The organism is Pectobacterium sp. 1950-15 (assembly GCF_037136835.1).
Classification (GTDB): Bacteria; Pseudomonadota; Gammaproteobacteria; order Enterobacterales; family Enterobacteriaceae; genus Pectobacterium.
This window is the reverse complement of the sequence record NZ_JBBBQR010000004.1, coordinates 132,627-150,666: the sequence shown is the minus strand read 5'-3', so window position 1 is coordinate 150,666 and position 18,040 is coordinate 132,627. Positions and strand designations below refer to the sequence as shown.

18 protein-coding genes are annotated in these 18,040 nt (G+C 50.5%); 11 read left to right on the top strand and 7 right to left on the bottom strand.

All coding sequences use genetic code 11. From position 1 onward, the window contains the following. Positions 1-119: 119 nt before the first annotated feature. The gene (gene purR / locus WCT94_RS06445) at positions 120-1,145 is read right to left on the bottom strand and encodes an HTH-type transcriptional repressor PurR (RefSeq protein ID WP_225084921.1); all 1,026 of its coding nucleotides are present in this window, start codon (positions 1,143-1,145) and stop codon (positions 120-122) included. A 403-nt stretch (positions 1,146-1,548) separates the two neighbouring features. Here purR and cydH point away from each other — a divergent pair, with 403 nt between their 5' ends. Beyond that, entirely contained in the window at positions 1,549-1,638 is a 90-nt protein-coding gene (cydH, locus tag WCT94_RS06440) for a cytochrome bd-I oxidase subunit CydH (protein ID WP_014915740.1), read from the top strand. 110 nt (positions 1,639-1,748) lie between these two features. Here the strand turns inward: cydH and WCT94_RS06435 are convergent, their stop codons facing one another. After that, positions 1,749-2,600 (bottom strand): C40 family peptidase, encoded by an 852-nt coding sequence (locus WCT94_RS06435; protein ID WP_336868629.1) that lies wholly within the window; start codon positions 2,598-2,600, stop codon positions 1,749-1,751. Between the two features lie 342 nt (positions 2,601-2,942). Here WCT94_RS06435 and WCT94_RS06430 point away from each other — a divergent pair, with 342 nt between their 5' ends. Further along, a complete protein-coding gene (locus tag WCT94_RS06430; RefSeq protein WP_010276591.1) occupies positions 2,943-3,293 on the top strand; it encodes a Grx4 family monothiol glutaredoxin in 351 nt (116 codons plus the stop codon). Between the two features lie 111 nt (positions 3,294-3,404). On the opposite strand, the gene rnt is transcribed toward WCT94_RS06430, so the two are convergent. Then, entirely contained in the window at positions 3,405-4,076 is a 672-nt protein-coding gene (gene rnt, locus WCT94_RS06425; protein WP_319848008.1) for a ribonuclease T, read from the bottom strand. A 147-nt stretch (positions 4,077-4,223) separates the two neighbouring features. Continuing rightward, entirely contained in the window at positions 4,224-4,631 is a 408-nt protein-coding gene (gene gloA, locus WCT94_RS06420; RefSeq protein WP_180742737.1) for a lactoylglutathione lyase, read from the bottom strand. A 289-nt stretch (positions 4,632-4,920) separates the two neighbouring features. Between gloA and WCT94_RS06415 the strand changes: the two genes are divergently transcribed. Next, positions 4,921-5,160 (top strand): DUF1289 domain-containing protein, encoded by a 240-nt coding sequence (locus WCT94_RS06415; protein ID WP_180742738.1) that lies wholly within the window; start codon positions 4,921-4,923, stop codon positions 5,158-5,160. A gap of 227 nt (positions 5,161-5,387) precedes the next feature. After that, positions 5,388-5,825 carry a transcriptional regulator SlyA gene (slyA, locus tag WCT94_RS06410; RefSeq protein ID WP_015840595.1) on the top strand — a complete coding sequence of 146 codons (438 nt, stop codon included), beginning with the start codon at positions 5,388-5,390 and terminating at the stop codon, positions 5,823-5,825. 131 nt (positions 5,826-5,956) lie between these two features. Here the strand turns inward: slyA and WCT94_RS06405 are convergent, their stop codons facing one another. Then, the gene (locus WCT94_RS06405) at positions 5,957-6,424 is read right to left on the bottom strand and encodes a glycine zipper 2TM domain-containing protein (protein WP_336868627.1); all 468 of its coding nucleotides are present in this window, start codon (positions 6,422-6,424) and stop codon (positions 5,957-5,959) included. A gap of 348 nt (positions 6,425-6,772) precedes the next feature. On the opposite strand from WCT94_RS06405, the gene anmK reads away from it, so the two are divergent. From anmK to pdxY, 5 genes are all read left to right on the top strand, one after another. Further along, a complete protein-coding gene (anmK, locus tag WCT94_RS06400) occupies positions 6,773-7,885 on the top strand; it encodes an anhydro-N-acetylmuramic acid kinase (protein ID WP_336868625.1) in 1,113 nt (370 codons plus the stop codon). A 97-nt stretch (positions 7,886-7,982) separates the two neighbouring features. Then, entirely contained in the window at positions 7,983-8,300 is a 318-nt protein-coding gene (locus WCT94_RS06395) for an MliC family protein (protein ID WP_336868624.1), read from the top strand. A gap of 106 nt (positions 8,301-8,406) precedes the next feature. Then, the gene (pdxH, locus tag WCT94_RS06390; protein ID WP_336868856.1) at positions 8,407-9,087 is read left to right on the top strand and encodes a pyridoxamine 5'-phosphate oxidase; all 681 of its coding nucleotides are present in this window, start codon (positions 8,407-8,409) and stop codon (positions 9,085-9,087) included. Between the two features lie 236 nt (positions 9,088-9,323). Beyond that, positions 9,324-10,601 (top strand): tyrosine--tRNA ligase, encoded by a 1,278-nt coding sequence (tyrS, locus tag WCT94_RS06385; RefSeq protein ID WP_336868622.1) that lies wholly within the window; start codon positions 9,324-9,326, stop codon positions 10,599-10,601. An 84-nt stretch (positions 10,602-10,685) separates the two neighbouring features. Then, complete coding sequence (gene pdxY, locus WCT94_RS06380) at positions 10,686-11,546, top strand: pyridoxal kinase PdxY (protein WP_336868621.1); 861 nt, start codon at positions 10,686-10,688, stop codon at positions 11,544-11,546. Between the two features lie 46 nt (positions 11,547-11,592). Here the strand turns inward: pdxY and gstA are convergent, their stop codons facing one another. Beyond that, a complete protein-coding gene (gene gstA, locus WCT94_RS06375; RefSeq protein ID WP_336868620.1) occupies positions 11,593-12,201 on the bottom strand; it encodes a glutathione transferase GstA in 609 nt (202 codons plus the stop codon). A 915-nt stretch (positions 12,202-13,116) separates the two neighbouring features. Here gstA and WCT94_RS06370 point away from each other — a divergent pair. Continuing rightward, positions 13,117-14,421 carry a dicarboxylate/amino acid:cation symporter gene (locus WCT94_RS06370; RefSeq protein WP_336868619.1) on the top strand — a complete coding sequence of 435 codons (1,305 nt, stop codon included), beginning with the start codon at positions 13,117-13,119 and terminating at the stop codon, positions 14,419-14,421. Positions 14,422-14,863: 442 nt separating this feature from the next. Further along, complete coding sequence (gene acnA, locus WCT94_RS06365) at positions 14,864-17,536, top strand: aconitate hydratase AcnA (protein ID WP_336868618.1); 2,673 nt, start codon at positions 14,864-14,866, stop codon at positions 17,534-17,536. 70 nt (positions 17,537-17,606) lie between these two features. On the opposite strand, the gene WCT94_RS06360 is transcribed toward acnA, so the two are convergent. Beyond that, positions 17,607-18,038, bottom strand: a complete 432-nt coding sequence (locus WCT94_RS06360; RefSeq protein WP_336868617.1) for a putative T6SS immunity periplasmic lipoprotein — start codon at positions 18,036-18,038, stop codon at positions 17,607-17,609. Positions 18,039-18,040: the final 2 nt, after the last annotated feature.

The following is an 18,040-nucleotide window of genomic DNA, read 5'->3' as shown; positions in this document are numbered from 1 at the left end:
AGAGAAAATGAAACGCGGTATTAAATTTAGAACTACTTCAGCCAGCATACAAGGGAATTGGCTGAAGCAGGGAGGGAAAGCAGACAGGAATAAGAAAATTGTCTGTACAGAATTTGTGGCTAGCGGCGATAGTCGAGGTAAGGGCCGTCTGCGACCGAGCGGCGCTCAATCAGCGTCGGGTGTACTTCGATGACGTGCGCATCTTCCCGCTTACTGGTAATACGATCCAGCAACATCGCAAAGGCGGACTGCCCCAGACGCTCTTTCGGCTGATGGATGGTGGTCAACGCAGGCGTAAAGAAACGCGCGTGGCGCACATTGTCATAACCGATCACCGAAATATCTTGCGGCACGCGCAGACCCAGTTCGTCTGCCGCACAGATGGCGCCCATCGCCATAATGTCGCCACCGCAGAATACGGCCGTTGGCCGCTGTTTCTGCGCGAGAATTTGATGCATGGCTTTATAACCGGATTCCGGCTCAAAATCGCCCTGAACAACCCACTCTTCACGCACGGTGATATCGGCTTCTTTCAGCGCTTTTAAAAAGCCGAGGTAGCGTCCGCTGCCGGTGTTACGTTCTTGAATACCGGGAATGGCACCAATATCCCGATGGCCGCGTTCGATCAGGTAGCGGCCTGCCATATAACCGCCTTCAAAGGCGTTATCGATAATCGTATCGGTAAAATCGCTGTGCATCTGGCCCCAGTCCATCACGACCATTGGGATGCTGCGATAATCTTCCAGCATAGCCAACAGCTCAGGTGGATATTCGGCGCACATTACCAGCAGGCCGTCGACGCGTTTTTGCGCCAGCATGGAGAGATAAGCGCGCTGTTTACCGATGTCGTTATGCGAATTACACAGTACCAGCGTGTAGCCTTTGGCATAGCAGCTGTTTTCGACGGCTTCGATGATCTCAGCGAAATAGGGGGCTTCGCTGGATGTGGCCAGCAAACCGATTGATTTGGTGTGATTAACTTTGAGGCTGCGGGCGACGGCGCTGGGCGAATAGTGCAACTCTTTGATTGCCGCCCTGACGGCTGCCTTAGTCTCTTCGGCGACGAAACGTGTTTTATTGATCACGTGCGATACGGTTGTGGTAGAAACGCCAGCACGCTTTGCCACATCTTTAATCGTTGCCATCTAAAAATGACTCCTGAACTTACCTGTTACAGACGTAAGTATATTGTTAATCGTTTGCCTACGTTTAATGTTCTTCTTCTAAGCTAAAAAACAGGATTTCAGAAGGAGAATGCCGAATGTTATACCGAAGGGATCTGGGTTGACGTTTTTCGACTGATACGCAGCGCTTTCATAAACAGCGGATTGTGTCCGATTTATCATGAAAGGGAAAGGGCTAATTTATACTATTAGTGATGCATTCGTCCGAGATTTTTCACTGGAATTATGAAAGAATCGTAATAACCCTATTATTTGTAGATTTAATTGCCTAAATGGGTTCGGCTGTGAATGGCGGTGTCTTTTTTCAGATGACGCTTTCAGGTGAAATTTTCAGCTAAATTTATTCGCTAATAAGGAGTGGTTTATGGATACAGATCTGAAGATGTCTTTGCTGACAACCGTTGGCTCGTTGGCTGTCATCATCGCGTTTAGTTTTATTGCGGTGCTGAACTAACCGAACGGTGTCTTTGCACCGGTGAGGTATTCGGACACGTTTATGCTGCATAAACGTGTCCGAGTCGCTGTTCTTCACATCGTTTTTCTTTACTACGTACAACCTGTCTTTTAACGAATTGTCTGCGGTGTGACCACGCGACGCGCGCCAACGTAGTGTTCCTGCCAATAATCTTCACTCAGCTTGCTGATTCGAATATCTGAACCTGTACGCGGAGACTGGATAAATTTCCCTTCTCCCAGATAAACCCCGACGTGATCGGCCGCGCCACGATTATTGATGCGGAAGAACACCAGATCGCCGCTTTCCAGTTCGCTCTTTTTAATCGGAGCGGCATCACGTAGGTGATACATTTCGTTAGCAGTGCGTGGAATTTGGATCTTAACGACATCTTTATACGCATAATAGACCAGTCCACTGCAGTCGAATCCGGTAAAAGGAGATGAGCCGCCCCAGTGGTAAGGCTTGCCTATTTGGCTCATCAGCTTATTCATTGCTGTCGTTTTGGCATGTTGATAACGTTTTTTATGCGCTGCGCTCAGTGCCATTCCTTTTTCAGTGGGCGCTGGATTTTTATCCGTTTTTCCCTTGAGCGCGGTTTTCTTCAGCCCGGTTTTGACTCTGGCCTGTGCCGTTGTCTGTTTATCTTCTTCAGGCTTCAGCTTTTTGAGATTTTTTTTCACTAGCGCGGGCGTGCTACTTTGCGTCCGGGACGGCTTTTTTTCTGTTGATTTGTTCGCGCTGCGGGGTTTGGTTTTGGTGCTAGCTGCGGTAGGTTCTGGTTTTTTGCTTTTGATCGGTGTTGGTGATTTGGCATTACCCTTTGTCTGACGGCTTTTCTTATTGGTTTCTTCAGCGGTGCTTTTCTTCGGCGCTGAATGCGGGGTATGCGGCGCAGCCTGAACGACATTCAGGGATAGATTGCTGAAAAATAATATAAAAAGAGTAATAAACAAGCGCATAATAAAAGTGACCGAACATAATCCTTAACTCGCTCAATCCGCACAGTATTCCTGAAAACGGCGGCATAAAAAAGTGGGCATGGCCGCTTTATTCATACAGAATAGTGAAAAAACGTTAATAGTTGTTTTTTTGATTGATTTATCAACGCTTTCTGGTGTTGATTTCATCAAGGGCGAATAACTTGCAGGGAAAATACCCTTACAAAAAATGGCGTTTTTTTGTGGCTAGTGGCATCGGTACAATATCACTGAGTCAATGTCGCTGTCGTAGTATCTCTGACGGCGGCTCATGGCTAGCGTTTTGGGCGTTAGCCATCCTATAAGATTTAAGGAAGCAAGAAGATGACGACACCGACAATTGAAAAAATTCAGCGCCAAATTGCTGAAAACCCGATTCTGCTGTACATGAAAGGCTCCCCGAAATTGCCAAGCTGCGGTTTTTCCGCACAAACGGTTCAGGCGTTGTCTGCATGCGGCGAGCGTTTTGCGTATGTTGATATTTTACAGAACCCGGATATTCGCGCTGAGCTGCCAAAATACGCGAACTGGCCGACATTCCCGCAGCTGTGGGTTGACGGTGAGCTGATTGGCGGTTGTGATATCGTGGTTGAAATGTTTCAGCGTGGCGAACTGCAACCGCTGATCAAAGAAACGGCCGACAAATACAAAGCGCAGCAGGCCGATCAAGAGTAATGCTTTCTTTTGACGTAATGACGATGCCAAATGTTGTTACGATGCGAGCGTAAATCCTTCCAGCGGGTGCCTTATGGCACCCGTTTTTTGATCTCTGGCTTTCCCGTTTTTTCAGTCTTCAGCTGACGCGTCTTCCAGCGAATTTTCTTCCAGCGCAATCGGCCACCCACCCAGACGTTTCCAGCGGTTAACCAGCTCACAGAACAGCAATGCTGTCTGATTGGTATCATACAGCGCGGAGTGTGCCTGGCTGGAGTCAAACGCAATACCCGCAGTAATACAGGCTTTAGCAAGGACGGTTTGGCCTAACACCAGCCCGCTGAGTGCCGCGGTATCGAAGGTGGCGAAAGGGTGGAATGGGTTGCGTTTTAGGCTACAGCGCTCCGCTGCCGCCATCATGAAACTGTGATCGAAGGTGGCATTATGCGCCACGATAATGGCGCGGTTGCAGCCTTGATCCTTGATCCCTTTACGCACGACTTTGAAAATTTCATGCAGCGCATCGTATTCGCTCACGGCGCCGCGCAGCGGGTTGGTGGGATCAATGCCGTTAAACGCCAGCGCGGCGGGTTCGAGGATCGCGCCTTCGAATGGTTCAACATGAAAATGTAGCGTTTCATCTGGCTGTAACCAACCGTCTTGATCCATTTTTAATGTTACCGCCGCAACTTCCAGCAAGGCATCGGTTTTCGCATTAAATCCGGCGGTTTCAACATCAATCACTACCGGGTAAAACCCACGAAAACGGCCGCTCAGGGCGTTCAGATCACTTTTATCAGCCATTTGTCTCTTAGTTGTTAGCAAAACGCAGCGCGCATTATTGCAAATTTTGACTGGAGATGCAGCATGCTGTTGCCGTTCAAACGGCGGAGGTGGCAGAAGAAAGGGAGAGAACAGGTGCCGATGCAGCACCTGTGGAATGACCAGAGATTAGTGGCCGATGCCGTTACCCGCGTGGGCGTTTTCGATCAGTTCGATTTTATAGCCGTCTGGATCTTCAATGAACGCGATGACGGTTGTGCCGCCTTTGACCGGGCCAGCTTCGCGCGTGACATTGCCACCCGCTTTGCGGATACGCTCACAGGTTGCGGCAACATCGTCGACGCCCAGTGCGATGTGACCATAGGCGTTGCCCAGATCATAGCTGTCGACGCCCCAGTTGTAGGTCAGTTCGATAACTGCACCTTCGCTCTCTTCGGTATAACCGACAAAAGCCAGCGTGTATTTGTATTCGGTATTCTCGCTGGTGCGCAGCACGCGCATTCCCAGAACCTGAGTATAGAAATCGATAGAACGTTGTAAATCGCCAACACGCAGCATGGTGTGAAGTAAACGCATAGTGTCCTCGTTAAAAAGTGCAACAAAAGGGAAGTATAGCGTTGTGGCTCTGTCGAGTCCAAGCTGTTGGGATGATGCTAAAAATGCGACACTATGGTGAGGTTTGTGTTAAAACGTACTAACAGGAGGGGTAAATAGCGCGTTGGGTCATTTTTAGACCGCCTGGCGTGTAAAAAAAATCGTCAGTTATTACAATGGTTACCTAATTATTTTCATTGTGACTGTCCGTTTGGGCTTGCCAGCGGTAAAGAACAGGGCTTCAATAAATAGAGTTGTAGCGGGAGGTGTTGTGCCAGAGCAACTTGAACTCTTTGTTGTCCCTAATCCATGCCGTGGTATTTGTCAGGCGGATGAAGGCGGGTATTGTCGCGGTTGCTTTCGCAGTCGTCATGAGCGCTTTAGTTGGGGCCAAATGAGTGATGCGCAGAAACAGGATGTACTGCGTTTGTGTCGGCAGAGAATGAAACGCTCACAGCGTTCAGAGAAAACCGATACGCCAGCAGAATCCCGTCAGCCATCGTTGTTTTAAGTCATCTTGTCTTAGATGATCTATTTACGTGGAATTTTGTTTAAGCAACGCAGGAGCGTTCGATTGAATAAAATAAGCCCGAGATCATTTTTAAAAGACTTTTATTTGATAGAATCTATTCTTTGATGGTTCTATTTTTACAACAATAAAGTCGTTTCTTATTTTATAAATCAGAGTTGATTGCAATCCAGGGATATAACTTAGCGTGCTAACAATAAGGAGAGGTGATGGAATTGCCATTAGGATCTGATTTAGCCCGTCTGGTGCGCGTGTGGCGTGCGCTGGTCGATCATCGATTAAAACCACTTGAGCTGACCCAGACGCATTGGGTTACGCTGCATAACATATACCATTTACCCCCTGGTCAATCGCAGATTCAATTGGCCAAAGCGATAGGCATTGAGCAACCCTCATTAGTCCGAACGCTGGATCAGCTTGAGGAGAAAGGGTTAATCACTCGCCATGTTTGTGCGCACGATCGTCGGGCAAAACGTATTATGCTGACCGAATCAGCAGAGCCGATCATACAGGCAGTCAATGGCGTAATTAGTCATACACGTAATGAAGTATTATTTGGAATTACGCCGGAGCAGGTTGATGAATTAGCGCTGCTGGTTGCGCGCCTTGAGAAAAATATATTGGCATTACATGAAAATCAAGCGTAGCTAAATTTGGGTTACGCAGAGGGAGAATTAAATCCCGGTAATATTACCAGTATCTGTTATTGGTTATTCATTCCGGGAATTGATTATTCGTTGTGACGCTCGCCACAGACCGTGGCGAGCGTCACACAGCATCACCGTGGGGAAACGGTGATATTGCGGCCGTTGCTGGCCATAGCAACGCGTTGACCTACGCTGAATTTCGTATCGCCTTGTTTCTGTACCACCATAATGGTACTGCCGTCATCACGACGAATTTCCAGTTCTACGCCTTGCGTGCGGTTCAGTGCGCCTGTGGCGCTTTGACCTGCTACACCGCCGGCTACTGCGCCCGCTGCTGTTGCCAGACTACGACCGGAACCGCCGCCGATAGTGTTACCCAGGAAACCACCCAGAACAGCACCGCCGAGCGCGCCGATCACGTTGGAATCTTCTCCCGCCTGAATCTGAACCGGGCGCGTGGAAACAATTGTACCGTAGGTCACGGTCTGCACCTGTTTAGCTTCAGACGCACTGTAAACATCACCTGAAAGTGTACTGGTATTAGCACAACCAGCCAGCGTGATACCTGCAAGGGTAACCACAAGTAAACGCTTCATCATATACAAACTCCTTAATCGCGAATATGTCGGGCTGGCACAGCCGCGGCCGACGCAGTGTTATACCAATAAATTATGGTCTGGCTAAGTGTAGCATGCCACTCTTTTTACTCTTTTTTTCAGAATATAATAGTGCGCTTAAATTGCGTATAAACAGAGGAGTAAATAGCACGAGAAGTGGCTTTTTTTGTAGCAAATATTATCAAAAACCCTCATTTGGTTAAAACCTAGCCCGTGTGGCAAAAACGCAAAAAATTTAATAATTCAGCGTGTTAACGTGCTACTTTTATTCTCGATGTAACGGTTGTTATCGGTGTTCTCTTTTTATCCCACAGGGGCAAAGGCTAGATAATGAGATCAGGCAGATATATTGGCGTAATGTCCGGCACCAGTCTGGATGGTGTGGATGTTGTGCTAGCCGCGATTGACGAACATACGGTTGCTCAGCAGGCCAGCTACTGTCACCCGATCCCGCAGGACATCAAAATGGCCATCCTGGGGATGTGTCAGGGACAGGCGGTGACGCTGTCGGCGCTGGGGCAGTTGGATACGCGTCTGGGTATCTTGTTTGCCGAAGCGGTACTGGCGCTGCTTAAAGAGACGGAATTGGGGGCTCAGGATATTACAGCGATTGGCTGCCACGGGCAGACTGTCTGGCATGAGCCCACGGGTGAGGCGCCCTGCACGTTGCAGATCGGTGATAATAATCGTGTCGCCGCATTGACGGGTATTACGACCGTAGGGGATTTTCGTCGCCGGGATTTGGCTTATGGCGGGCAAGGCGCGCCGCTGGTGCCATCGTTCCACCATGCGTTGCTGTTACATCCTGTCGAACGGCGTATCGTGCTCAACGTTGGGGGGATCGCCAATCTGTCGCTGTTGGTACCGGGTGCGCCCGTACGCGGTTACGACACTGGCCCCGGCAATATGTTGCTGGATGCCTGGATCTGGCGGCACTGCGCACAACCGTATGATAAAGACGCCGCGTGGGCGATGAGCGGGCAGGTTAACCCGTTATTACTTCGTCGGATGTTGACCGATCCTTATTTTGCGTTACGGGCGCCAAAAAGCACCGGACGTGAATATTTCAACCTGGGTTGGTTGGAAAGAATGCTGGCTGGCCTGCCGCCGATGGCACCGCAGGATGTTCAGGCAACGCTGGCTGAGTTAACCGCGATGAGCATCGCAGAACAGGTGCTGCTGGTCGGCGGATGCGAACGTTTACTGGTTTGTGGCGGCGGGGCGCGCAATCCGCTCATCATGTCACGTCTCTCGGCGCTGCTGCCGGGTATCGAAGTCAGCACGACGGATGAATGTGGCGTGAGTGGTGATGATATGGAAGCGCTGGCATTCGCCTGGCTGGCTTCACGCACGCTGTCGGGACTGTCGGGCAATCTGCCGTCTGTTACGGGAGCAAGTCAGGAAACGGTGTTAGGCGCGATTTATCCAGTCAACGCGGATTAATCAGATTTTGCCGAGAGGTTCAGGTTTATCCTCTTGTTAAACTTCAAGGTGCGGCAGCGTCAGTTGTCGCCATTGACAAGAATGACAGGAGAAAAGAATGAAACGATTGCTGACGGGGACAGCGCTGATTCTGCTGAGCGGATGCAGCTATTTTGGTCATAAACAAACGGTGGAAACGCTGCATTATCAATGTGGCACCTTACCGCTCACTGTGACATTACAGCAGGGCGGCGAAACGCCTTCGCAGGTGAGTTTCCTGCTGGACGGCGAACGTCTGGCTCTCCCTCAGGTGGTGTCCGCTTCTGGCGTCCGATACAGCAATGGCACCTACACATTCTGGAGCAAAGGCGATCGCGCATTTATCCAACGTGGTGAACGGGTTATCGTAGACGACTGTGTGTTGGCACCGATGTAACTACGTCGCACGGTCGCGGTGTTACTGCTGATTGCGATTTTTCGGGTACGGGAGCAAAATGGGATTTTCGCCCGCTTCTGGCCCGACATTGCGACAGCAGGACATTATGACTCAGGAACGTTCCCCCTCTGATAGTACTCCTCTTCAACACGCCGATATCGCCGACATCCGCCGTGAATACACGCGTGGTGGGCTTCGTCGTAGCGATCTTCCGGCTAACCCGCTGGATTTATTTGAACGCTGGTTGAAGCAGGCCTGCGACGCGAAACTAGTGGATCCTACCGCGATGTCCGTCGCGACCGTTGATGAGCACGGGCAACCATACCAGCGTATCGTTTTGCTGAAGCACTATGATGAGAAAGGCATGGTGTTTTATACCAATATGGGCAGCCGCAAAGCCCATCATCTGGAAAATAACCCACGCATTAGCCTGTTGTTCCCTTGGCATATTCTGGAACGACAGGTGATGGTTTTGGGACGGGTGGAGAAGCTCCCTGCGCTTGAGGTACTGAAATATTTCCACAGCCGCCCGAAAGACAGCCAGATTGGCGCGTGGGTATCCAAGCAGTCCAGCCGGATTTCAGCGCGCGGCGTACTGGAAAGCAAATTTTTGGAATTGAAGCAAAAATTCCAGAATGGCGAGGTGCCTTTGCCGAGCTTCTGGGGGGGCTTCCGCGTTGTTATCGACTCTGTTGAATTTTGGCAGGGCGGTGAGCACCGCTTGCACGATCGATTTTTCTATCAGCGGCAGGAAGAAGGCTGGCAGATTGATCGTTTAGCGCCTTAATCGCGAAATATCCGTGTTAAACGCTGGCGCTCCTATCATCAGCACTTTATCCTATGAAGTTTCGTGTTGACTGGGCATTGCACAGCGATATGGCGTTTATAGCGTGTTGCGTAAGGTAATACGACAGCGAAATCATCATGCGACAGCAGGCAGGTATGCTGCGCATTTCTCACGGCGTTGTACGTGCCCTAAATAAGGGGCGTAACAGCCTGTTTTTTATAAAAATGGAGTTATCGATGGCGAGTAGTAACCTGATTAAACAATTGCAAGAGCGGGGCTTGATTGCCCAGGTGACGGATGAGGGTGCGTTAGCAGAGCGGCTGGCGCAAGGGCCAATTGCACTGTATTGCGGCTTTGATCCCACCGCTGACAGCTTGCATTTGGGGCATCTGGTGCCGCTGCTCTGCCTGAAACGCTTCCAGTTGGCCGGCCACAAACCGGTGGCACTGGTAGGCGGCGCCACGGGGTTGATCGGTGACCCTAGCTTTAAAGCCACGGAGCGTAAGCTGAACACGGCTGACACCGTGGGTGAATGGGTCGAGAAGATCCGTCGTCAGGTGTCTCCATTCCTGGATTTTGACTGCGGTAAAAACAGTGCCATCGCGGCCAATAACTACGATTGGTTCGGCAGTATGAACGTGCTGGATTTCCTGCGTGACATCGGCAAACATTTCTCCGTTAATCAGATGATTAACAAAGAAGCCGTCAAACAGCGTTTAAACCGTGATGACGTCGGTATTTCGTTCACCGAATTTTCTTACAACCTGCTGCAGGGATATGACTTTGCCTCGCTGAACAAGCAGCATGACGTCGAACTGCAAATCGGTGGTTCTGACCAGTGGGGTAACATCACCTCCGGTATCGATTTGACGCGCCGTATGAACCAGAAACAGGTTTACGGTTTGACTGTGCCGCTGATCACCAAATCTGACGGAACGAAATTCGGTAAAACGGAAGGTGGCGCGATCTGGCTGGATGCCAGCAAGACCAGCCCTTACAAATTCTACCAGTTCTGGATCAACACGGCGGATGCCGATGTGTACCGCTTCCTGAAATTCTTCACGTTTATGAGCCTCGAAGACATCGACGCGCTGGAAGAAGAAGACAAAAACAGCGGCAAAGCTCCACGTGCTCAGTATGTTCTGGCGGAAGAAGTGACCCGTATGGTGCATGGCGAAGCGGGCCTGGAAGCCGCTCGTCGTATTACGCAAAGCCTGTTCTCTGGCGCGTTGCAGGATATGACGCAGGACGATTTTGCCCAACTGGCGCAGGATGGTATGCCGATTATTGAACTGGAAAACGGCGCTGATTTGCAACAGGCGCTGGTGAGTGCCGAGCTGGTGCCGTCACGCGGCCAGGCTCGTACGATGATCTCCTCGAATGCGGTAACGATTAACGGCGAAAAACAGGCCGATCCTGAGTACACCTTCAGTGCTTCTGACCGTCTGTTCGATCGCTACACCTTGCTGCGTCGCGGTAAAAAACACTACTGCCTGATCTGCTGGAAAGCATAAGCATTACCGATAAGGGAGCCTTAGCTCCCTTTCTTCTTGTAAGTTGAGGCGCACAGGCGCTGGCAAGGATTTGAGTTGTATCTAATGAAAAATATACTTTCCATCCAATCCCATGTCGTTTTTGGTCATGCTGGTAACAGCGCGGCAGAGTTTCCAATGCGTCGGATGGGCGCAAACGTTTGGCCGTTGAATACGGTGCAATTCTCGAACCACACCCAATACGGTCACTGGACGGGATGTGTCATGCCTGCCAGCCACCTGACCGAAGTGGTGCAGGGGATTGCGAATATCGACAAGCTGAAGACCTGTAATGCCGTGCTGAGTGGCTATATTGGCTCTGCCGAGCAAGGGGAGCATATTCTGGGTATTGTGCGTCAGGTGAAAGCGGCTAACCCTGATGCGCTGTACTTCTGCGATCCGGTGATGGGTACGCCGGAGAAAGGCTGTATCGTCGCGCCCGGCGTGTCTGATTTCCACTGCCAGCAGTCGCTGCTCGCGGCCGATATTATCGCGCCGAATCTGCCTGAACTGGAACTACTCGGTGGCCGTACCGTACACAGCGTGGCGGAAGCCGTCGAAACTGCGCGCGCACTGTGTGAAAAAGGGCCGAAAATCGTTCTGGTCAAACACCTTAGCCGCGCGGCTGCGCGTGAAGACAGCTTTGAAATGCTGCTGGTCACGCCGACAGATGCCTGGCATATCAGCCGTCCGCTGGTGGAATTTGAGCGTCAACCTGTCGGCGTGGGCGATTTAACCAGTGGATTGCTGCTGGTTAACTTGCTGAAGGGCGTAGCGTTGGATAAAGCGTTGGAACACACCACGGCGGCCGTCTATGAAGTCATGCTGGTGACGAAAGAGATGAATGAATATGAGCTGCAACTGGTGGCTGCTCAGGATGGAATTGCCAATCCGCGTCATCATTTCCAGGCGATTCGCCTGTCGTAAAACGTATAACGCCCCACGTGTCGGGGCGTTATTGCGTATTATTTTTTCAACCTTTCAACCTTTCAACCTTAAGCGCGGTCACGACGGAAGGGCGTTCGGCAATATGGTCGAGGTAAGCCGCCAGCGCAGGGTAGCGGAACATATCCAGTTTTAGCGACTGCGCCCAGCGCATTACGGTAAACAGATACGCATCGGCGATACCGAAACGGTTGGCGACCAGATAGTTCTGTTCACTCAGCACCAGATTGATATAACGGAACTTAACCTGCAGATATTCCATCAGCAGCTCTTTATACGTTTCCGGCGTGCCGGGGCGAAAAATTGGTGTAAACGTTTTGTGTAGCTCAGCAGAAATGTAGTTCAGCCATTCGACCGTATGGTAGCGAGCTATACCCCCGGTAGGAGCAATAAGGTTACAGTGCGGAACCAGATCGGCGATGTATATGGCGATAGCGACACCTTCGGTCAGGATAGATCCATCATCCAGCTCTAGTGCCGGCACCATCCCTTTTGGGTTGATGAGTGTATAGTCGGTTCCATGTTCGGTCTTTTTCGTGCGTAGGTTGACCTTCTCCAGCTTGAATTCCAGTTTGGATTCGACCAAGACGATGTGTGTAAATAGGGAACTGCTTTCAGCTTTGTAAAACAGTTTCATGGAAACCCCTTTCTATTATTATTTTTCCATCAACACATGCGCTGATGATTGTTGAATGGCTACATGTCGTTTTTTTACAACAAAACGTAACGGGAGAGTGTGAGGCTTCTTGCAAAATACTCCTTATGTGTGACTGCAGCATGAAATTTAGGCGATTTTGACGGTTCAGCGTCAAATTTTCATACGTCATTCCGAGGCTGCTTTACTGGTGTAAACGGCGAAGGTAAGCAGAACGATGTAGCGGCACCCTATACCGCTTTTGGCTGGGGTTGAAGCATCGGTGTGGCGGATCGTAAGGGGGATTTCTGGGGGGAGCGAGATCGCGATAGCCTGGAGAAGAGCTGGAATGTGCTAAATAAAATGGCGCTGTTGTTTTTTTAAGCGCATGCGGTTAAATCAGCGGCGTGAGTGATATTTTTCGACGCGAAGCTTATAGATGTTAATTAATGATTACTAAATCTCTTGATAAGAAAAATTTCATTAGTGACAGGTTTCGTATTTTTCATGATACCGTCAATTTAAGTTATTTCCCCAAGGCTAGTGCCTCATGGATATTTAAAAATGAAAATAGGAGGGGAGATGAAGGGACGCAGTTTATTGTTATGTCGATTAAATTACCCCTTTATTTTTCTCATGTAACAAAAGAGGAGTAGTTATGTTGAGTGACACTTGTAGAGAAAGAATAAAATGAGTTAGCCATGAGGTTCTCAGTGATATCCTCCGTGTTACTGCTCGATTTCTATTATTGATGGGAAGGTAATAATATTCCCGGTTAACTAGTATTCTGCATCAAGATACAGACAATATTACGACAAAAATGGGATAAACCGTAGGGTGATAGCGAGAATGCATCGAGCGGCGAATTCTTAAGAATAATGCGTATTGTCTGACGCTATTCATTACCATGAGGTTACTATGAAAAAGAACAGCTTATTGTTTTTTATCGCCTTAGCTATTGTTCTCGGAATTATTGTCGGTGGGGTTTGTCATTCTGTATTAACTGAGCAGCAAACCAAAGAAGTCGTTTCCTACTTTAATTTAGTGACCGATGTCTTTCTTCGCCTGATAAAAATGATTATTGCGCCATTGGTATTCGCAACATTGGTCTCTGGTCTTGCCAGTATGGGGAATTCTTCTTCCGTCGGCAGAATAGGGCTAAAGGCCATGGTATGGTTTATTTGTTCTTCAGTCGTTTCCCTTTTTATTGGCATGCTATTGGCAAATATCTTCGAACCTGGCGTTGGCATGAATCTCGCCGTTCCGAGTACGCCAATAGCGGTAGATACCGGCGTAAGCACTGGCGGATTTACGCTGAAAAGCTTCATTGCTCATATATTTCCACGCAGTATCGTCGAAGCCATGGCGAATAACGAAATATTGCAGATTCTGGTGTTCTCAATGTTCTTCGGTTCTGCATTGGCTTTTGTTAAAGGCCAAAACAAGCATGCCGTTACCATGGAGACGATGGTAGAAGAACTGGCGAAAGTGATGTTTCGGGTGACGGACTACGTCATGCGATTAGCGCCTTTGGCCGTATTTTCCTCGCTGGCGTCGTCTATTACCACCGAAGGACTGGGGCTTCTCCTCGACTTTGGCAAAGTCATCGGCGAGTTCTACCTTGGGCTGGCGCTGCTATGGGGGCTAATGTTCGGTGCCGGGACGCTGTTCCTCGGTAAGAAAGCAACCTGGGGCCTGATCAAACTGCTGCGCGAGCCCAGTATGCTGGCGTTTGCCACGGCCAGTAGCGAAGCGGCCTATCCGAAAACAATGGAAGCGCTGAGCGAATTCGGCGTTCCTAAAAAAATTACCAGCTTCGTACTCCCGTTGGGGTATTCCTTTAACCTTGTCGGCTCCATGATATATCAGGCTTTTGCCATTCTGTTTATCGCGCAGGCTTACAACATCCACTTAAGTTTGACGGAGCAGACCCTGATTCTGCTGACGCTGATGATCACCAGTAAAGGTATGGCTGGCGTAGCGCGTGCCGCAGTCGTTGTGGTAGCAGCGACACTGCCGATGTTCAGCTTACCCGAAGCGGGCATTTTGCTGATTATTGGTATCGATCAATTTCTGGATATGGGCCGTACGGCAACCAATGTCATTGGTAACGGCATGGCGACCGCGGTTGTGGCCAAGCTGGAGCGAAACCACGATCTGGAAGAACCCGATCATGAGCATGCCGACGAAGAAACACCGGTGATGGCATCCGGGAATGTCTAAATTCGCTTCAGGTTAATACATTGAGACAGACGGCCTTCGGGCCGTTTTTCTCTTTTGTCTTCGCCATCCTTTGGTCGCGGTTCTCACTGTCTTCTATCCTCTTCACGTTCCCATTGACGCTTATTCCGACTTGCCTCTTTTCAATAGCTAACGACTATCGCAGCGTTCATATCGCATATCGCATATCGCATATCGCATTGTTGCAAAAACGTTATTTTTTGTTTGTGTTATCTTTAAATAAGACCGCAAGATCAGGCTGGTTATTCATTAATCGCCCGATGCAGAATAACGAATATCCCCTAAATAATTCGAGTTTCAGGAAGGCGGCAAGTGAGGGAATCCCGATGAGCTTACTCAAGTAAGTGATTCGGGTGACCGAATGAAGCCAACGCACATGCAACTTGAAGTATGACGGGTATAGCGAGTTAATTTGGGAGGAAGCATGTCATCACACCTTCGCGACACTTGTCTGGACACACTGACGGTACAACAGCAGATTTACCATTACTACAGCCTGCCAAAGGCGGCAAAAACGCTCGGCAGCATCGATAAATTGCCGAAATCACTCAAAGTGCTGCTGGAGAATTTATTACGCCATCAGGACGGCGACACGGTCGAGCAGGACGATCTTCAGGCGGTGGTGGACTGGCTGAAGACCGGCCATGTTGATCGGGAAATTGCCTATCGTCCTGCGCGTGTATTAATGCAGGATTTTACCGGCGTGCCTGCCGTGGTCGATCTGGCGGCAATGCGAGCGGCGGTGAAACGACTGGGCGGCGATGTGAATAAGGTTAACCCACTGTCGCCAGTCGATTTGGTTATCGACCACTCGGTGACGGTGGATCACTTCGGCGATCGTCAGGCGCTCACGGATAACACACAACTGGAAATGGCACGTAACCGTGAACGTTATGAATTTCTGCGCTGGGGGCAAAATGCCTTTAGCCACTTTAGCGTTGTGCCGCCGGGAACCGGGATTTGCCATCAGGTGAATCTGGAGTATCTGGCTAAGGCCATCTGGTATGAAAAACAGGGCGACAAACAGTTTGCCTACCCTGATACGCTAGTGGGGACAGACTCACACACCACAATGATTAACGGTCTGGGTGTGCTCGGCTGGGGCGTCGGCGGGATAGAGGCTGAAGCAGCGATGCTGGGGCAGCCTGTTTCGATGCTGATCCCTGATGTCGTCGGCGTCAAGCTAAGTGGCAAGATGCGCGAAGGGATCACGGCAACCGATCTGGTGCTGACGGTTACGCAGATGCTGCGTAAACACGGCGTGGTCGGCAAGTTTGTGGAGTTTTACGGCGATGGGTTGGATTCGCTGCCGCTGGCGGATCGCGCGACCATCGCCAACATGGCACCGGAATATGGTGCGACCTGCGGTTTTTTCCCTATCGATCAAATCACGCTGGATTACATGCGGTTGACCAACCGTGCGGAAGAGCAGATTGCGCTGGTGGAAGCTTACAGTAAGCAGCAAGGGCTGTGGCGTAATACCGGGGACGAACCGGTATTTACCAGCCAGCTTGCGTTGGATTTGGCGACGGTGGAAACCAGTCTGGCAGGGCCAAAACGTCCGCAGGATCGCGTGCCCTTAGCGGGCGTACCGGAGGCTTTCAACGCCAGTCGGGAACTGGACGTCAGCACGGTGAAAAATCGCTCTGACTATGAAGAATTCACGTTGGAAGGCGAAACGCACCGTTTACAGCAGGGGGCCGTCGTGATTGCTGCGATCACCTCCTGTACTAATACCTCCAACCCGAGCGTGCTGATGACGGCCGGACTGCTGGCAAAAAATGCCGTAGAGCGCGGTCTGAAAACCAAACCGTGGGTGAAAACCTCACTGGCGCCCGGTTCGCGGGTCGTAACCGATTACTATGCTAAAGCAGGATTGACGCCGTTCCTTGATGCGCTGGGGTTCAATCTGGTGGGTTACGGCTGTACCACCTGTATCGGTAACTCCGGGCCGCTGCCGGATGCGATTGAAGCCGCGATAAAAGCCGGCGATCTGACGGTTGGCGCGGTGCTGTCAGGCAACCGTAATTTTGAAGGTCGTATTCATCCGCTGGTGAAGACGAACTGGCTGGCATCACCGCCGCTGGTCGTCGCGTACGCGCTGGCGGGGAATATGAACGTCGATCTGACGCAAGAACCGCTGGGGGAAGATCGTGACGGAAAAGCCGTCTTCCTGAAAGATATCTGGCCGTCGACCAAAGCGGTGGCAGACGCGGTATTGAATGTCAGCGCGGGCATGTTCCATAAACAGTATGCGGCGGTGTTTGAAGGAACACAGGAGTGGCAGGACATTGAGGTCGATGACAATCCCACCTATCAATGGCCGGAAGAATCGACCTACATTCGCCAGACGCCTTTCTTCCTAGATATGGGGAAAGAACCTGAACCGGTTCAGGATATCCACAACGCGCGTATTCTGGCGATGCTGGGCGATTCGGTCACCACCGACCATATCTCACCAGCAGGCAACATCAAGCGCGATAGCCCGGCAGGGAAATATTTGCTGGATCGCGGCGTCGAAACGGCGGAGTTCAATTCTTACGGTTCACGGCGCGGTAACCACGAAGTGATGATGCGCGGGACGTTTGCCAACATCCGTATTCGTAATGAGATGGTGCCGGGTAAAGAGGGCGGCTATACCCGCCACATCCCGTCGCAGAATGAGATGACAATCTATGACGCGGCGATGCGCTACAAGGACGAGAATGTCCCGCTGGCGCTGTTTGCCGGGAAAGAGTACGGTTCCGGTTCCAGCCGGGACTGGGCAGCGAAAGGCCCGCGCTTACTGGGCGTTCGCGTGGTGATTGCCGAATCGTTCGAACGTATTCACCGTTCTAACCTGATCGGAATGGGGATTCTGCCGCTGGAATTTCCTGACGGGGTGACACGTAAGACACTACAGCTCACCGGAGACGAACAGATTTCGATTACGGGATTAAATCAGCTGACGCCGGGGGCCACGGTTGAGGTCAACATCACGGATGGCAGCGGTAGCACGCAGACCATCAGCACCCGCTGCCGTATCGATACCCGCAACGAACTGACCTACTACCAGAACGACGGTATCCTGCACTACGTTATCCGCAATATGTTGTAATTGTATGTCTGGGCACCGAGGGCAGAAAACTTGCTCTCGGTGGATTCGTTCAACTTGAAGAACGAGTGCATCAATAATAAGCGGCTTCATCCTTCCTCAGCGGTACGTTTCGTACGCTGCCGTTCGTAAAGGCTATCGCAGATACGACACTTCTTCTTGAATCGCTGTTTTTTTTCGATTGCAGGATATACCTGACAACGTATGTCCTGTCGTCTGAAAATCGGTAAAAAGAAGAAGGAATGCACAGTTCGCCTTGTATAACGGCGATGTTGGGATTTTCATACAGCGTCCATTCCTGTGGCGGGGCGGCTCTTGCGCTAATCGTAATAAGAGTTGGTTGGTAATCCTGAGCATTACTCACTAAAAAACAGAGATCGCTTCCTGTTTGTCTGACTGACGTCAGTTCATCTGGCTGCAGATGATCGCCTGAACTGGGGCAACCAACAAGAAGAACGCTCGCCGCGATAAGCAGAAACGTAGACAATTTTGCAGTAAGTGTCATCG

What these genes read in the sequence shown, in the direction of transcription:
- rnt (WP_319848008.1), bottom strand. Translation starts at nt 4,076, where the DNA reads ATGGCTGATAAAAGTGATCTGAACGCCCTGAGCGGCCGTTTTCGTGGG.
- WCT94_RS06430 (WP_010276591.1), top strand. Translation starts at nt 2,943, where the DNA reads ATGACGACACCGACAATTGAAAAAATTCAGCGCCAAATTGCTGAAAAC.
- slyA (WP_015840595.1), top strand. Translation starts at nt 5,388, where the DNA reads ATGGAATTGCCATTAGGATCTGATTTAGCCCGTCTGGTGCGCGTGTGG.
- gstA (WP_336868620.1), bottom strand. Translation starts at nt 12,201, where the DNA reads ATGAAACTGTTTTACAAAGCTGAAAGCAGTTCCCTATTTACACACATC.
- WCT94_RS06405 (WP_336868627.1), bottom strand. Translation starts at nt 6,424, where the DNA reads ATGATGAAGCGTTTACTTGTGGTTACCCTTGCAGGTATCACGCTGGCT.
- gloA (WP_180742737.1), bottom strand. Translation starts at nt 4,631, where the DNA reads ATGCGTTTACTTCACACCATGCTGCGTGTTGGCGATTTACAACGTTCT.
- WCT94_RS06370 (WP_336868619.1), top strand. Translation starts at nt 13,117, where the DNA reads ATGAAAAAGAACAGCTTATTGTTTTTTATCGCCTTAGCTATTGTTCTC.
- pdxH (WP_336868856.1), top strand. Translation starts at nt 8,407, where the DNA reads ATGACTCAGGAACGTTCCCCCTCTGATAGTACTCCTCTTCAACACGCC.
- anmK (WP_336868625.1), top strand. Translation starts at nt 6,773, where the DNA reads ATGAGATCAGGCAGATATATTGGCGTAATGTCCGGCACCAGTCTGGAT.
- acnA (WP_336868618.1), top strand. Translation starts at nt 14,864, where the DNA reads ATGTCATCACACCTTCGCGACACTTGTCTGGACACACTGACGGTACAA.
- WCT94_RS06360 (WP_336868617.1), bottom strand. Translation starts at nt 18,038, where the DNA reads ATGACACTTACTGCAAAATTGTCTACGTTTCTGCTTATCGCGGCGAGC.
- cydH (WP_014915740.1), top strand. Translation starts at nt 1,549, where the DNA reads ATGGATACAGATCTGAAGATGTCTTTGCTGACAACCGTTGGCTCGTTG.
- tyrS (WP_336868622.1), top strand. Translation starts at nt 9,324, where the DNA reads ATGGCGAGTAGTAACCTGATTAAACAATTGCAAGAGCGGGGCTTGATT.
- purR (WP_225084921.1), bottom strand. Translation starts at nt 1,145, where the DNA reads ATGGCAACGATTAAAGATGTGGCAAAGCGTGCTGGCGTTTCTACCACA.
- WCT94_RS06435 (WP_336868629.1), bottom strand. Translation starts at nt 2,600, where the DNA reads ATGCGCTTGTTTATTACTCTTTTTATATTATTTTTCAGCAATCTATCC.
- pdxY (WP_336868621.1), top strand. Translation starts at nt 10,686, where the DNA reads ATGAAAAATATACTTTCCATCCAATCCCATGTCGTTTTTGGTCATGCT.
- WCT94_RS06395 (WP_336868624.1), top strand. Translation starts at nt 7,983, where the DNA reads ATGAAACGATTGCTGACGGGGACAGCGCTGATTCTGCTGAGCGGATGC.